Genomic DNA, 14,277 nt, shown 5'->3' with positions numbered 1-14,277 from the left:
CCCGCCGCCCCCCCCCCCCCCCCCCACGACCCCTCCCCGATCAGTCAGAGAGGTCGCCATGCCGTCCACCGACCGCCGCACCCGGCGGATCCGCCCGTCACTTCCGGCCGTCGCCGCGGCGTGCGCCGCCGCGCTGCTGTGCGTCGGCTGCACCGCGCAGGCACAGGCGGACCACACCCCGGCGGGGGCGAGCAGGACCGCGGCGGAGGCCGACGGGACCGCGGCGCCGACGGCGCCGGCGGCGCCCGGAACCTCGCTCGAGCAGATCGCCACGGCCATCGGCTGCACCGCTGAAGTGAACGTGGAGGCCGAGGAGTTGCGCCAGGGCGGCTGCGAGGCCGGGCAGGTCGTCTACCGCATGATCACCTTCACCGCCGAGCCGGGCCTGCGCGCCTGGCTGACCGAGGCCCGGATGTACGGCGGCACGTACCTGGTCGGGGACCGATGGGTCGTCACCGCGCAGAAGGAGGAAGCCCTGAACACCCTGCGCGGAAAGCTCGGCGGCTCCCTGGAGGCCGGGGACACCCACGGTGGCGGCGGCTCCCCGGAGCCCGGTGCCACACACGGTGGCGGCCACTGAGCCCCTCCCCTGACCCGCTCGACACGTCGGCCCCCGGTGGAGCACTGGGGGCCGACTGCGGCGTGTCGGCCAGTTGTCCGGATAACAGCTCGTTCGTGAGGAGCAGAGGGCACGACCCTCCGGGATGATTCGGCCGGGCTCCGTGTGCAACAAGGTGGAGGTGTAAGCGACTTCATCGAAAGGAACGGCTCAGTGCGCCTGAAACGCTTCGCACCGCTGCTCGCCGCCGCCGGACTCGTGGCAACCACCGTACCCCTGCTGTCCGCGACCCAGGCCACCGCCGCCCCGGTCGCGGACCACCTTCGGCAGAAGCCGGCCTGGCACCGCTGCAGCACCGAGCAGCCGGCCTCGTACGAGTGCGCCACGCTCAAGGTCCCGCTCGACTACCGGCGTCCCGACGGGCGCACGATCGACCTGGCCATATCCCGGCTCAAGAGCGAGAATCCGGCCAAGCGGCACGGCGCCATGCTGCTGAACCCCGGTGGCCCGGGCGGTTCCGGACTCGACCTGCCGCTGCTGATGAACGAGGCGATGCCGAAGGACGTCCGGGAACAGTACGACCTCATAGGCTTCGACCCGCGCGGGGTCGGCGCGAGCAGCCCGATCACCTGCGGACTGACCGACGCCGAGCAGAACTTCGACCGCGCCTACCGTCCGGAGAGCTTCGGCTCCGACGTGACGTGGGCGCGCACCGTCGCCGACAAGTGCCGCGAGAAGGCCGGTTCGGTGCTTCCGTACATCACCACCCGCAACACGGCCCGGGACATGGACACGATCCGTGCGGTGCTGGGCGAGCGCAAGCTCTCGTACCTGGGCTACTCGTACGGGACCTACCTCGGCGCGGTGTACTCGCAGATGTACCCGGACCGCACGGACCGCTTCGTGCTCGACAGCGGTGTGGACCCGCAGCGGATCTGGCGCGGCATGATCCAGGTCTGGGCCACCGAGGCCGAGCCCGCCTTCGCGCGGTGGACGCAGTGGGCGGCGCAGCGGTCGGCGGAGCACCAGCTGGGCGAGACCCCGAAGGCCGTGTCCGAGACGTTCTGGGGGCTGGTGGCGCGCGCCGACAAGGAGCCCATCGACCTCGACGGCCTGAAGGTCGACGGGGACATGATCCGGTCCGCGCGCGGGGTGTTCTTCTACCCGGCGCAGGCCACTCCCCTGGTCGTGGCCCTGAAGGCCGCGGCCGAGGCCGAGCCGCTGCCCGCGGGCACGACCCTGACGGAGCTGAAGCGGCTGCTGACCGGCGGCGCGGCGGCCGAGCCCGCCTCGGACAACGGCACCGCCGTGTTCTGGGCCGTGGCGTGCGGGGACACGGGCACCTGGCCCCGCTACACGGAGCAGTACGAGCGGGACGCGGCGAAGGACAAGGTCAAGTACCCGCTGTACGGGGACTTCGCGTCCAACATCAAGCCCTGCGCCTTCTGGGACCGGCCGGCCGAGGCGGCCACGCCGATGAACAAGAAGGCGAACGTGCTGACGGTGCAGAACGAGTGGGACTCGCAGACCCCGCTCGTCAGCGGTCAGGGCCTGCACCGCGCCCTCAAGGGTTCGCGGATGGTGCTGGCGGCGGGCGGTGAGGGCCACGGCGTGTACCTCTTCGACCCCACCTCCTGCGCCAACGCCCCGGTCAACGCCTACCTGACCACGGGCCGTCTGCCCGCCCAGGACGTGACCTGCCAGAACCCGCCGGCGGCCGCCGAGCGGCGCGAATCGGCGGCGCCGTCGAAGCCGCTGCCGTTCCCGTCCGGCCCCGGCCGGTTCTGACACCGGCCGGACACGATCTAGCCCGTGAGGGACGCCTCCGCGGCCGCCTTGATGCGGCGGCCGAAAGCGGGGGCGTCCTTGCGGGCCGCGCCGGCCGCGAGACCGACGAGCAGCTTGCCCAGGCCGTGGCCTTCGAGGGTGTTGAAGATCCGGACGCGCGTACGGCCGTCGGGGAGTGCTTCGAAGTCGTAGCCACCCTCCGCGGTGACGAGGTTGCGGGTCTGCTCCTTCCAGCGGATCAGGTGCGGCGGATCGAAGCCGACGATGCGGAACTCCCGGCCGGTCTTCATCCCGGCGTCCTTGACCGTGCTCCGGAAGACCGTGCCGAGGGCCGTGGGGCCGTCCGGGGTCTTGGTGATCTCCTGGACGCGCGGGCTGAACTCGGGGTCGTGGCGCCCGTCGGCCAAGTAGGCGAAGACCGCCTCCACGGGCCGGTCGATCTCGACACTCGCCTCGAACTGTCCGGACATGTCGGCTCCTCGGTGCGGCTACCTGTGATCCACGATCGCAGAAGGGCACCCTACGCGCGCGCCGACGGCCCGGCGGCCGGTTCGCGGTCCGCGGCCGCGGCAACGGCGGCGTCCGCGCGGCCGCCGCGCAGCGGGGTCAGCAGCCCGCCGCCGAGCACCAGCAGGCACAGCGCACCGCCGGCGAGGCTGACGGCCGGCACTCCGTGGCGGGCGGCCAGCAGCGTGAGCACGGCCGCGCCCACCGGGCCCGAGGCGTTGTGCACGGTCCAGAAGGCGGACGTGACCCGGCCGAGCAGGTGGTCGGGGGTCACTTCCTGGCGCAGGGTCATGGTGCAGATCCCGCCGAGGGTGATCCCGAACATGAAGACGGCCGCCAGTGCGGCGATGACCGGCACGCTGCGGCTGACGCCCGTCACGGTCACCCCGACGGCGATCATCGCGATCGAGGCGAGCCAGCACGGGCCGAAGCCGAGGATCCGGCGCAGCCGCCCCGCGCCGAGGGCCGCGGCGACGGAGCCGGCCCCGCTGACCGAGATCACGTAGCCGAGGGTGGCCGCGTCCCGGCCGAGGTCGTGCTGGACGCGGTAGATCAGCAGGTCGGTGGCGCCCATGGTGACGAAGGTCAACAGGGTGAGCTGGACGGTCAGCGGACGCAGCAGTGGATGGCTCCACAGGAAGCGGAAGCCGACCACGAACATCTCCCGGAGCACCCCGGCTCCCGCCGCAGCCGCGGGGCCGGACCCGGCCCCGGCCCCGGACGACCCGGCCCCGGAGCCCGTGTTGTCCGCGCCTTCCCCGGCGGGACGGGCCGTGAACCGTACCCAGCCCAGGCTGGCGGCCGAGACCAGGAAGGTCGCCCCGTCCAGGGCCAGCGCCCGGTCCGCGCCCACCCCGGCCGTGAGGAATCCGGCCACCACCGGCCCGAGCAGGCTCCCGAGCGCGAAGGTCCCCATCAGCCGTCCGTTGGCGGCCGTGAGGTCCTGAGTACGCACCAGGTTCGGGATGGCCGTCACGTACGAGACGTCGAACAGCGTCTTCAGTACGGCGGCCACCGCGGTCAGCACGTACAGCAGCCAGATCTGCGGTCCGGCGGCCCACCAGACGAACGGGACCGCGCCGAGCAGCCCGGCCCGCGCCAGATCACAGACGATCATGAGCCTGCGGCGGTCCACCCGGTCCACCACGTACCCGGCGAACACCCCGGTGCCGATGGCGGTGGCGCCGGAGACGACCGTGACCAGGCCCATCTGGACGATGGACCCGGTGGCGTCGAGGACGAGCAGGGGAAGGGCCAGCAACGAGACGGACCCTCCGAGCACGGAGAGCGCCTGGCCGAGCCAGAAGACGTTGAAGTCCTTGTTGCGCCGCAGCGGCGGCGGAACAGGTCCGCGGTTTCCGGATTCCCCCGGATCGATCCCTGCGATGGTTCCGCTCCCCCGCGCCGCGCGGCCGCCGTCGTGGTCGGTCGACGGGTGCGAGCGTAGGCGAGCCGCTCCGCCGCCCGCCAACGCGTTTTCGGCTACCGGGTTTCCGTCGAGACGGGGGCGAGGACGAAGAGGCACTGCTTCGCGTTGAATGCGCCCACCTCGGCGACGAAGCGGAACTTGTCGCCCGCGCGGACGGTGGCGGGGGCGTTCCGGCCGGTCAGCTTCAGGCCGAGGACGTCGACGTCCTCGTACCGGAAGGCCGGGCCGATCCCCGTCTTCGGTCCCTCGTCGCCCGGACCCAGGAGGAGGTCGTAACGGGTGTCGTGGTCACCGCGGGGCGCCATGTCCACGATCGAGCCGTCGAACGCGACCGTCCTGCCCTTGTACTTGGTCGCGAAGTCGAGGTTCGCGCTGTCGCACGTGTCCGCCGTCTTCAGCAGCGCCGCGAACTCCGGGTTGTTCTGAGACGTGATCACCTCAGCGGCGGCCGACCCGGCCACGGCCACGGTCGCAGTCGCAGTCGCAGTCGCAGTCGCAGTCGCAGTCGCAGTCTGCGTGGCGGAGGGCTCTGCACTCGCAGTGGCCGCCGTCGGCTTGTTCGACCCGTCCTTCTTCCCGCCTCCGTCCTCGAGTGCCGCGCCCACGCCGATGACGACGGCCAGGATCACGAGGCCGCCGACCGCAGCTCCGATCAGGAGCCGCGGCAGCGGCTTCTTCGGCCGACGGAAGTCGAGGGTGGAGCGCAGCATGCCCTGGGCCTGTTCGACGAGCTCCCAGCCGTCCTTCTGCATCTTCGAGATCACCAGGCCGTCGGTGCCGCGAACGGTCTGCACCGTCTTGTACTCGTACTTGATCTCGTCGGCCATGCGCCTGCCCGCCCCCATGAATGACTGTTCGCCCCAACTGCACCGCGAGCATAGGGGACGGGGCAAGGGACCGGCCTCCCGGTCGTCAGCCGAGCAGGGCGTACACCGTGGAGGCCGTGGCCGCCGGGTCCTGGGCGCCCTCGGGAGTCAGGGTGATGTCCGCGAAGGCCATCCGCTTGCCGAGCTTGGTCACCCGTACGTGGATCAGTACGTCGGCCCCGACCACCGGCCGCTGGAAGCTCGTGGACTGCTGGACCGTGGTCATCGGCCCGTAGGCGCCGCGGGCGGCGGAGATCGCGATGACGGTGGCCGTGTCGGCGGCCGCCATCATGGCCTGGCCCGAGAGGCCGCCGCCGTCCCGGGCCAGCTGGTCCGACCAGGGCAGGCGCAGCACGGAGTGCCGCTCGCCGGTCTCCTGGACGGTCAGTCCGAGGGCGAGCACCCAGGGGGCGAAGTTGTCGACAAGGATCTTTTCTGCGTCTGCCGGTGAGATCGTCACCGGGAGATTGTGGCGGCCCGGCCGGGCCGCCACAATCCCCTTCGGAACAGTTCCGTGCGGTTGCGTGCAGTTGCGTCAGAGCGAGGCGGCCAGTTCCGTGCCCTGGCGGATGGCCCGCTTGGCATCGAGCTCGGCCGCCACGTCGGCCCCGCCGATCAGGTGGGCCTCGACCCCGGCCGCGCGCAGCGCCTCGTACAGGTCGCGGCGCGGCTCCTGGCCGGTGCACAGGACCACCGTGTCGGCGGGCACGAGGTGCTGTTCGCCGCCGACGGTGATGTGCAGGCCCTGGTCGTCGATGCGGTCGTACGTGGCCCCGGCGACGGAGACGACCCCGCGGTGCTTGAGCTCCGCGCGGTGGATCCAGCCGGTGGTGGTGCCGAGGCCGGCACCGACCTTGGTCGCCTTGCGCTGGAGGAGGTGGACCTGGCGCGGCGGCGCCGGGCGCTCGGGGGCGGTGAGCCCGCCGGGGCCGGCGTACGTGGTGTCCACGCCCCAGTGGCGGAAGTACACCTCGGGGTCCTGGGAGGCGCCCTCGCCGCTGTCGGTGAGGAACTCGGCGACGTCGAAGCCGATGCCGCCGGCGCCGACGACGGCGACGCGCTCGCCGACGGGGGCTCCGTCGCGCAGCACGTCGAGGTAGCTGACCACGTTGGCGCGGTCCACGCCCTCGATGTCGGGGGTGCGGGGGGTGACGCCGGTGGCGACGACGACCTCGTCGTAGCCCTGGAGGGTCTCCACGTCGGCGCGGGTGTTCAGGCGGACCTCCACGCCGGCCTCCACGAGCTGGGTGCCGAAGTAGCGGATGGTCTCCTCGAACTCCTCCTTGCCGGGGATGCGGCGGGCGACGTCGAGCTGGCCGCCGATGTGGCCGGAGGCCTCGAAGAGGGTGACGGCGTGGCCGCGGCCGGCGGCGGAGACGGAGCAGGCGAGACCGGCGGGACCGGCGCCGACGACGGCGACGCGCTTCTTCGTACGCGTCGGTGACAGGACGAGCTCGGTCTCGTGGCAGGCGCGCGGGTTGACCAGGCAGCTGGTGATCTTGCCGCTGAAGGTGTGGTCGAGGCAGGCCTGGTTGCAGCCGATGCAGGTGTTGATGGTCTCGGAGCGGCCGGCCGCGGCCTTGGCGACGAAGTCGGCGTCCGCCAGGAAGGGGCGGGCCAGGGAGACCAGGTCGGCGCGGCCGTCGGCGAGGAGCTCCTCGGCGATCTCCGGGGTGTTGATGCGGTTGCTGGTGACGAGGGGGACGGACACCGCGCCCATCAGCCGCTTGGTGACCCAGGTGTAGGCGCCGCGCGGGACGGAGGTCGCGATGGTGGGGATGCGGGCCTCGTGCCAGCCGATACCGGTGTTGATGATGGTGGCGCCGGCCGCCTCGATCTCCTTGGCGAGCTGGACGACCTCGTCGAGGGTGGAGCCGCCGGGGATGAGGTCGAGCATGGAGAGGCGGTAGATGAGAATGAAGTCCTCGCCGACGGCCGCGCGCGTGCGCCGGACGATCTCCAGCGGGAAGCGGACGCGGTTCTCGTACGCGCCGCCCCAGCGGTCGGTGCGCTTGTTCGTCGCCGCGGCGATGAACTCGTTGACCAGGTAGCCCTCGGAGCCCATGATCTCGACGCCGTCGTAGCCCGCGAGCTTGGCGAGGCGGGCGGCGCGGACGAAGTCCTCGACGGTGCGCTCGACCTCGGCGTCGGTGAGCTCGTTCGGGACGAAGGGGCTGATGGGGGCCTGGATGGCGCTGGGGGCGACCAGGTCCTTGTGGTAGGCGTAGCGGCCGAAGTGGAGGATCTGCATCGCGATCTTCCCGCCCTCGGCGTGCACGGCCTCGGTGATCACCCGGTGCTCGGCGGCCTCGTCCTCGGTGGTGAGGCGGGAGCCTCCCTCGAAGGGGCGGCCGGCGTCGTTCGGGGAGATGCCGCCGGTGACGATCAGGCCGGCGCCGCCGCGGGCGCGCTCGGCATAGAAGGCGGCGAGCCGCTCGAAGCCGCCCTGGTGCTCTTCGAGGCCGGTGTGCATCGAGCCCATGATCACGCGGTTCGGCAGGGTGGTGAAGCCGAGGTCCAGGGGGCTCAACAGGTGCGGGTACCGGCTCTGGGAACTCATGAGGGGCGCCTCCTCGCGCGGGGGTGATGAACCTGTTCTAGCGAGGCGAGGCAGGTTTTGCAACTAGGTGCATAACCAGGTGTCCGGGTCGCGCCCCACCGCCCCGGGGCCCACGGGGTCCGCCCTCCCGAAGCTGTGGCACAGTTCACGCCGCCGGCGCGAACCGGGCCGCGCCCGGCGGGCGGCCGGGGCCGGTAGCGTCGGCCGGATGATCGAACACCGCTCCCTGACCGTGAATGGCCTCCCGCTGGAGTACCAGGTGTCGGGCCCGGCGGACGGCGACCCGCTGGTGCTGCTGCCCGATCAGGGCGACTGGGCAGTGCTCCGCGCCGAGCTCGCGCGCACACGCCGGGTGTACCTCCCGTACGCATGCCGCAACGCCGAGCCGGCGGGGTCGTACCCGTGGCCGTACTGGGGAGCCGCCGTACTCCTGGGCTTCCTGGACGCCCTCGGCCTCGACCGGGTGGACCTCGCCGGCCGCGCGGGGGGCGGGGTAGCGGCCTACCATGCCGCGGCGGACCAGCCCGGGCGGGTGGCCCGGCTGGTCCTGGAGGAGGCTCCGGCTCCGCGCGAGGACTGGCAGGTGAGACCCGACCACGTCGACATCGACTGGTCCGAATGGCTCGACTCGGAGCAGTGGGGGAGCTCTCTGCCCCAGCCCGACGAACTGGACGAGTTCGGGCGTATCACCGCACGGACCCTGATACTGGCGGGTGGCCCCACGAGCCCGTACCCACAGGACCGCATCGCGGAGATGTCCCGCCGGATCCCCGACGCACGGCTGACCACGATCCCCGTGGGACACCTCGTCCACGCGGCCGCCCCGCAGGAATTCGTCCGGGCGGTCGTGGACTTCCTCGGCGAACTGCCCGACAGCGAGTCGGCCCGGCTCTGGCTGGCCGAACGGGGCGTGGTCCGGACCGGCGAGCACACCTGGACGGACGGGGAGTCCGGGGAGGGCCGGCTCACCTCGAACGAGGTCGCCCACCGGTGGGCCGCGGCTGCCCTCGGGGACAACTCCCTCGACATCGAGCACCGGCTGCGGCTCGGCTTCGGTCTGGTGGACCTCCTCGACGAGCACCGGGTGATGGTCGAGATCGCCTCCGCCGCCCGCGGCATCGCGGATCCGGACACGGCCCGCGTGCTCTGGAACGGCTACCGCAGCCGACTGGGCGCCCCGGCTGCCTGCGCGGCGATCACCCGCTCCCTGCGCGCCGACTGGTTCGAGGACCGCGACACCGCCGAGACGGCCTTCACCGAGGTCCTCGGCAAGGACGTCACACAGCTGCAGAAGGACGCCCCGGAAGCCGTGCTGCGCCGTGCCCGGCGCGTGCTGGAATCCTCTGGACGCGTGCCCTGGCAGGTCAAGGTACTGGCCTACCGGGCCGCGGCCCGGGTCCCGGCCCTGCACGAGGCGGTCTTCCGGGGCATCCTGCACAGCCACCGCGACGGGCACGGCGGCCTCGACCGCGTCCGGGCGCGCACCGTCCTCGAGGGGCTGGAACTCCCGGATGACACGGCGCAGCTGGCCGAGCTGCGGACGGCACTGGAGAGCGGGCCCCGGCCCTGACGGCCGGACCGGGGCCCGCCCGGGCGGTGATCAGGCCCGGCGCAGGCGGACCGTGACGATCTGGAACGGGCGCAGGGTGAGCGGGACGGAGCCCTCCGGGTCGGGCTCCCCCACCGCCGATCCCGCGAGGGGCCGTTCGAGCAGGTCGCTCTCGACCGCCGCCGCGACGGGGAAGTCCGCGGTGAGGGTGGCCCGGGCACGGCCGCCGCGGGACTCGTAGAGGCGGACGATCACATCACCGCTGCGGTCCTCCGCCAGCTTCACCGCCTCGACCACCACCGCGTCCTCGTCGACGGCCACGAGCGGAGCGACCGGGCCCGCGCCGGGGACCGCCCGCTCGGGCAGGTTCAGCGCATGGCCCTCGCGGACGGCGTCCCCGATCCCCGCGCCGGGGGCGAGCGAGAACCGCAGGGTGTGGGAGCCCTGGTCGGTCTCCGGATCGGGATAGCGCGGGGCACGCAGGAGGGAGAGCCGGACGGTGGTGGTCTGGCCGCCGTCGGCCCGGACGTCCCGGGTCACGTCGTGCCCGTAGGTGGAGTCGTTGAGCAGCGCCACTCCCCAGCCGGGCTCCTCGGCGTGGATCCAGCGGTGGGCGCAGATCTCGAACTTGGCCGCCTCCCAGGAGGTGTTGGTGTGAGTGGCCCGGTGGACGTGCCCGAACTGGGTCTCGCAGGCGGTCCGTTCGGCCTTCACGTCCAGCGGGAAGGCGGCCTTGAGGAACTTCTCCGTCTCGTGCCAGTCCACGTCGGTGACGATGTCGACCGTCCTGGCTCCGGCCCGCAGGGTGATCTGCTGGACGGCCTTCGACTGCCCGAAGGAGCGGGTCACCCGTACGGTCGCCGCCCGCGGGCCGCTCCCGATGACCTCCATCCGGTCCAGCTCCACGAGGTCGGTGACCCGGTTGCGGTAGAACTCGTCGATGTCCCAGGCGTCCCACATGTTGGGGAAGTCGGGATGGATCTGGAGCAGGTTCGCCGCGGCGCCCGGGGCGAGCGATTCGCGGCGCGCCTCCAGGTCGTGGACGGAGACGAGCAGCCCGCGGCCGTCGATCTCCACCAGCAGCCGACCGTTGGCCAGGACGTGCCCGCCGCCGTGCCGCTCCTCGACCGTGACCGGCTCCCCGGCCTCGACCGGGCGGCCCGCTCCCCCGGCCGGGATGCCGCGGCGGGCGTGCGGGGCGCAGTTGAAGACGAGCTCCTCGGCGCCCTGGCCCGCGAGCGCCTGCTGCGCGGCGAGGGTGATCCCCTCCAGTTCCTCGCGCACCGCCCCGTACGTCTCGCGCGCCTCGCGGTGCACCCAGGCGATGGACGAGCCCGGCAGGATGTCGTGGAACTGGTGGAGCAGCACCGTCTTCCAGATCCGCTCCAGGTCCTCGTACGGGTACGCGTACCCCGCGACCCGCACCGCGGCCGTCGCCGCCCACAGCTCGGCCTCGCGCAGCAGGGATTCGCTGCGCCGGTTGCCCTGCTTGGTCTTGGCCTGGGAGGTGTAGGTGCCGCGGTGCAGCTCCAGGTAGAGCTCACCGGCCCAGACGGGCGCGTCCTCGTACTCGGCGCGGGCCTTCTCGAAGAAGGCGTCCGGGCGCTCGATCCGGACCTTCGGGGAGCCCTCGAGATCGCGCTGGCGGCGGGCGCGGGCGAGGTGTTCACGGGTGGGTCCACCACCGCCGTCGCCCCAGCCGAAGGGGGCCAGGGAGCGCGAACCACGCCCCTTCTCACGGTAGTTGCGGGCGGCGTGGGCGAGCTGGGCGCCGCCGAGGTCGCTGTTGTAGGTGTCGACGGGCGGGAAGTGGGTGAAGACGCGGGTGCCGTCGATGCCCTCCCACCAGAAGGTGTGGTGCGGGAACCTGTTGGTCTGGGACCAGGAGATCTTCTGGGTCAGGAACCACTTGGAGCCGGAGAGCTTGACGATCTGCGGCATCGCGGCGGTGTAGCCGAAGGAGTCGGGGAGCCAGACGTTCTGGGTCTCGATGCCGAACTCGTCGAGGAAGAACTTCTTGCCGTAGAGGAACTGGCGGGCCATGGCCTCGCCGCCGACCATGTTGGTGTCGGACTCCACCCACATGCCGCCGACCGGCACGAACTGCCCGTCCGCGATCTTCTTCTTGATCCGCTCGAAGAGCTCGGGCCGGTACGTCTTGATCCAGTCGAGCTGCTGGGCCTGCGACATCGCGAAGACGAATTCGGGGTGCCCGTCCATCAGGTTGACCATGTTGGAGGTGGTGCGCGAGACCTTGCGCACCGTCTCGCGCAGCGGCCACAGCCACGCGGAGTCGATGTGGGCGTGGCCGACCGCGCTGATTCGGTGCGCGGAGGCGTTGGCCGGGGCGGCGAGCACCCCGGCGAGACACGCGCGGGCGGCGGCCGCCGTGGCGGGCACGTCGCCGAGGTCGAGCGCGTCCAGCGCCGAACCGACGGCCCGCAGGATCTCGTACCGGCGGGCGTCCGCGGTGTCGAGCTGGGTCATCAGGTCGTGGAGCACCTCCAGGTCCTGGACCAGCTCCCAGACCTCGGTCTCGAAGACGGTGAGCTCCATCCGGGCGAGGCGGTACAGGGGCTGGTCGCCGCTGGTCGGCAGGTCCCCCTCGTACGTGACCGTGTGGTCGACCAGGACCGGGTTGGAGGCTGCCTCGACGTACCACTCGACGCGCTCGCCGCCCTCGGCGCGGTCGGCCACGCGCACCCAGTCGTTGTACGGGTTGAGCGCCTTGACCTCGGTGCCGTCGGCCCGGTGGACCAGGCCCTCGCACTGGAACCCGGGCATCATCCGGTCGAAGCCGAGGTCGAGGACGGCTTCCACCGTACGGCCGGCCCAGTCCTCGGGGACCGTGCCGGTGACCCTGAACCAGGTGGTGCCCCAGGCCGGGCCCCACGCGTCGCCGACGGCGCAGGGCCCGTAGTCCGCCGCGAGGCCCTCGCCGACGCGGACGGGCTCGCCCGGTGCCTCCCAGCGCTCGACGGTCAGCGGGGCCGTGCGGGAGTGGACGGCGGGCTTGACTCGCTCCTTGAGAACCCGGCGGAGGCGGTGTTCGGTGATGCTGCGGTCGTCATGCATGACAGCTGCTCCAGGGAGATGTTCGGTACGGACGGTGGTCGGTACGGACGGTGGTCGGACCGGACGGACGCGGGCGCGGGGCCTGACGGCGGTGCGGCCCGACGGCGGTGGAGCCGGCTCAGGTCTTGACGGCTCCCTCGCCCACGCCCTTGAAGAAGAAACGCTGGAGGGCGAAGAAGAGGAGCATCATCGGGATGAGCGCGGCCATCGCGCCGGCGGCCACGAGTCGCTGGTCGTTGACGGTGGTGGCGCCGGCCAGGGTCTTCAGGCCGAGCTGCAGGGTGTAGTTGTCGCTGTCGGTGAGGACCAGCAGGGGCCAGAGGAAGTCGTCCCACGCGCCCATGAAGCTGGTGATGCAGACGACGGCCAGGGCGCCCTTGGCCGCGGGGAGGAAGACCCGGGTGAACCGGGTCCATTCGCCCGCCCCGTCCAGCACGGCGGCCTCCTCCACCTCCTTCGGCACGGCGAGGAAGGCCGCCCGCATGATCATGATGTTGAGCACGGAGACCGCGCCGGGGAGCCAGACGCCGACGAGGGTGTCGACCAGGCCCATCTCGCGGACCGTGAGGAACATCGAGATCATCACGGACTCGAAGGGAAACATCAGGGTCGCCACGAGCACGGTGAAAACGGTCCGGCGGCCCTTCCAGGCGGCCCGGGACAGGGCGTAGCCGCCCATCGCCGCGAAGAGCATGTTCGAGGTGATCGCCAGGACGGCCACGACGAGGGTGTTGCCGACGTACTGCAGCAGGGGGAAGGACTCGGCGACCCGCACGTAGTTGTCGAGGGTGGGCTGCGAGGGCAGCAGACCGTCGTACACGTTCTCGGTGCGTCCGCGGAGCGAGGTGAGGAACTGCCAGACGATCGGGCCCAGCATGACCACGAGCATCAGCACCAGCGTGGCGTACCGCCCGGCCAGGCCGATCCGGCGGCGCCTGCGGTCGGCGGCGGTGCGCCGGCGCGGGTGCCCGCTCCCGGGGGAGGACGGTGTGCTCACCTCTCGTCTCCCTTCGACAGACGGCGGCCCAGCAGGCTGAAGACCAGGGTCAGGAGGAACAGCAGGATGGAGATGGCGCAGGCGTAGCCGGTCTCGCCGGAGAAGCCGAGACCGACCTGCCGGATCAGGAAGGGCAGGGTGCGGGCGCCGCCGCCCGGACCGCCGCTCTCGCCGCCGAGGATGTAGATCTCGGTGAAGACGCGCAGCGCCGAGATGGCGGAGAGGGTGCCGACGAGCAGCATCATCGGCTTCACCTGGGGGACGGTGATGCTGAAGAAGCGGCGTACGGGGCCGGCTCCGTCGATCGCGGCCGCCTCGTGGAGGGTGACGGGGACGTTCCCGAGGGCCGCCAGGTAGAAGACCATGTAGTAGCCGAGGCCCTTCCACACGGTCACGATCATCGCGGAGACCAGCAGCATCGTGGAGTCCGTCAGGAACGGGACCGGCTCGGAGATCACGTGCAGCCGCTGGAAGACGGTGTTGACGAGACCGTCGCTGCGCAGCACCCACTGCCAGATCAGCCCGACGACCACCGCGGAGGCGATCACCGGGGTGTAGAAGGCGGAGCGGAAGAAGCCGATACCGGGGATCTTCGTCCGGACGAGGACCGCGAGGGCCAGCGGCAGGAGGACCAGGCAGGGCACGACGACCACGAGGTACAGCACGCTGTTGCCGGTCGCGACCCAGAAGTCGGGGTCGGCGAAGGCGCGCCGGTAGTTGTCGAGGCCCACGAAGCTCCCGCCGCGCAGGATCTGGGCGTCGGTGAAGGAGAGGATGACGGTGTTGACGAACGGCCAGAGGCTGAACAGCGCCACCATCACCAGGCCCGGGGCGAGGAACAGGTAGGGGGTCCACCAGCTGCGGTGGAGCAGCCCGGTCTCGGTCTCCATGTCCCGCAGGGCGCGCCGGCCCCCGGCTGCTGCGCGGAGCCGCACGTGGGCCGTGCA

General features: G+C 72.0%; 11 protein-coding genes. 3 read left to right on the top strand and 8 right to left on the bottom strand.

The features are described from left to right. The first annotated feature begins 58 nt into the window (after positions 1-58). Positions 59-580: a hypothetical protein gene (locus ACWGE1_RS34910; RefSeq protein WP_453424479.1), complete on the top strand. Its 522-nt coding sequence runs from the start codon at positions 59-61 to the stop codon at positions 578-580. 192 nt (positions 581-772) lie between these two features. Next, entirely contained in the window at positions 773-2,347 is a 1,575-nt protein-coding gene (locus tag ACWGE1_RS34905) for an alpha/beta hydrolase (RefSeq protein ID WP_453424478.1), read from the top strand. A gap of 17 nt (positions 2,348-2,364) precedes the next feature. Here the strand turns inward: ACWGE1_RS34905 and ACWGE1_RS34900 are convergent, their stop codons facing one another. The 5 genes from ACWGE1_RS34900 to ACWGE1_RS34880 all read right to left on the bottom strand — a co-directional run bounded on the left by ACWGE1_RS34900 (position 2,365) and on the right by ACWGE1_RS34880 (position 7,709). After that, complete coding sequence (locus ACWGE1_RS34900; RefSeq protein WP_453424477.1) at positions 2,365-2,817, bottom strand: SRPBCC family protein; 453 nt, start codon at positions 2,815-2,817, stop codon at positions 2,365-2,367. A 50-nt stretch (positions 2,818-2,867) separates the two neighbouring features. Next, positions 2,868-4,187: an MFS transporter gene (locus ACWGE1_RS34895; RefSeq protein WP_453424481.1), complete on the bottom strand. Its 1,320-nt coding sequence runs from the start codon at positions 4,185-4,187 to the stop codon at positions 2,868-2,870. Positions 4,188-4,336: 149 nt separating this feature from the next. Next, positions 4,337-5,110, bottom strand: a complete 774-nt coding sequence (locus tag ACWGE1_RS34890) for a DUF4839 domain-containing protein (protein ID WP_453424476.1) — start codon at positions 5,108-5,110, stop codon at positions 4,337-4,339. Between the two features lie 85 nt (positions 5,111-5,195). Then, the gene (locus tag ACWGE1_RS34885; protein WP_453424475.1) at positions 5,196-5,609 is read right to left on the bottom strand and encodes a PaaI family thioesterase; all 414 of its coding nucleotides are present in this window, start codon (positions 5,607-5,609) and stop codon (positions 5,196-5,198) included. 75 nt (positions 5,610-5,684) lie between these two features. Then, positions 5,685-7,709 carry an oxidoreductase gene (locus ACWGE1_RS34880; protein WP_453424474.1) on the bottom strand — a complete coding sequence of 675 codons (2,025 nt, stop codon included), beginning with the start codon at positions 7,707-7,709 and terminating at the stop codon, positions 5,685-5,687. Positions 7,710-7,917: 208 nt separating this feature from the next. On the opposite strand from ACWGE1_RS34880, the gene ACWGE1_RS34875 reads away from it, so the two are divergent. Then, entirely contained in the window at positions 7,918-9,279 is a 1,362-nt protein-coding gene (locus tag ACWGE1_RS34875; RefSeq protein ID WP_453424473.1) for an alpha/beta fold hydrolase, read from the top strand. 30 nt (positions 9,280-9,309) lie between these two features. Here ACWGE1_RS34875 and ACWGE1_RS34870 read toward each other — a convergent pair whose 3' ends face one another. The 3 genes from ACWGE1_RS34870 to ACWGE1_RS34860 all read right to left on the bottom strand — a co-directional run bounded on the left by ACWGE1_RS34870 (position 9,310) and on the right by ACWGE1_RS34860 (position 14,220). Continuing rightward, positions 9,310-12,333, bottom strand: a complete 3,024-nt coding sequence (locus tag ACWGE1_RS34870) for an alpha-mannosidase (RefSeq protein ID WP_453424472.1) — start codon at positions 12,331-12,333, stop codon at positions 9,310-9,312. Between the two features lie 118 nt (positions 12,334-12,451). After that, complete coding sequence (locus tag ACWGE1_RS34865; protein WP_453424471.1) at positions 12,452-13,330, bottom strand: carbohydrate ABC transporter permease; 879 nt, start codon at positions 13,328-13,330, stop codon at positions 12,452-12,454. Continuing rightward, positions 13,327-14,220 (bottom strand): carbohydrate ABC transporter permease, encoded by an 894-nt coding sequence (locus ACWGE1_RS34860; RefSeq protein ID WP_453424480.1) that lies wholly within the window; start codon positions 14,218-14,220, stop codon positions 13,327-13,329. Before ACWGE1_RS34860 ends, ACWGE1_RS34865 begins: the two co-directional genes overlap by 4 nt. Positions 14,221-14,277 lie beyond the last annotated feature (57 nt).

The sequence above is a fragment of the Streptomyces sp. NPDC054932 genome, assembly GCF_053610205.1.
The sequence above is the reverse complement of the archived record's forward strand: the minus strand, read 5'-3'. Positions and strand labels throughout refer to the sequence as shown.

Coding starts and splice junctions, on each gene's coding strand:
- ACWGE1_RS34910 (WP_453424479.1), top strand. CDS start 59: ATGCCGTCCACCGACCGCCGCACCCGGCGGATCCGCCCGTCACTTCCG.
- ACWGE1_RS34900 (WP_453424477.1), bottom strand. CDS start 2,817: ATGTCCGGACAGTTCGAGGCGAGTGTCGAGATCGACCGGCCCGTGGAG.
- ACWGE1_RS34890 (WP_453424476.1), bottom strand. CDS start 5,110: ATGGCCGACGAGATCAAGTACGAGTACAAGACGGTGCAGACCGTTCGC.
- ACWGE1_RS34880 (WP_453424474.1), bottom strand. CDS start 7,709: ATGAGTTCCCAGAGCCGGTACCCGCACCTGTTGAGCCCCCTGGACCTC.
- ACWGE1_RS34875 (WP_453424473.1), top strand. CDS start 7,918: ATGATCGAACACCGCTCCCTGACCGTGAATGGCCTCCCGCTGGAGTAC.
- ACWGE1_RS34870 (WP_453424472.1), bottom strand. CDS start 12,333: ATGCATGACGACCGCAGCATCACCGAACACCGCCTCCGCCGGGTTCTC.
- ACWGE1_RS34860 (WP_453424480.1), bottom strand. CDS start 14,220: ATGGAGACCGAGACCGGGCTGCTCCACCGCAGCTGGTGGACCCCCTAC.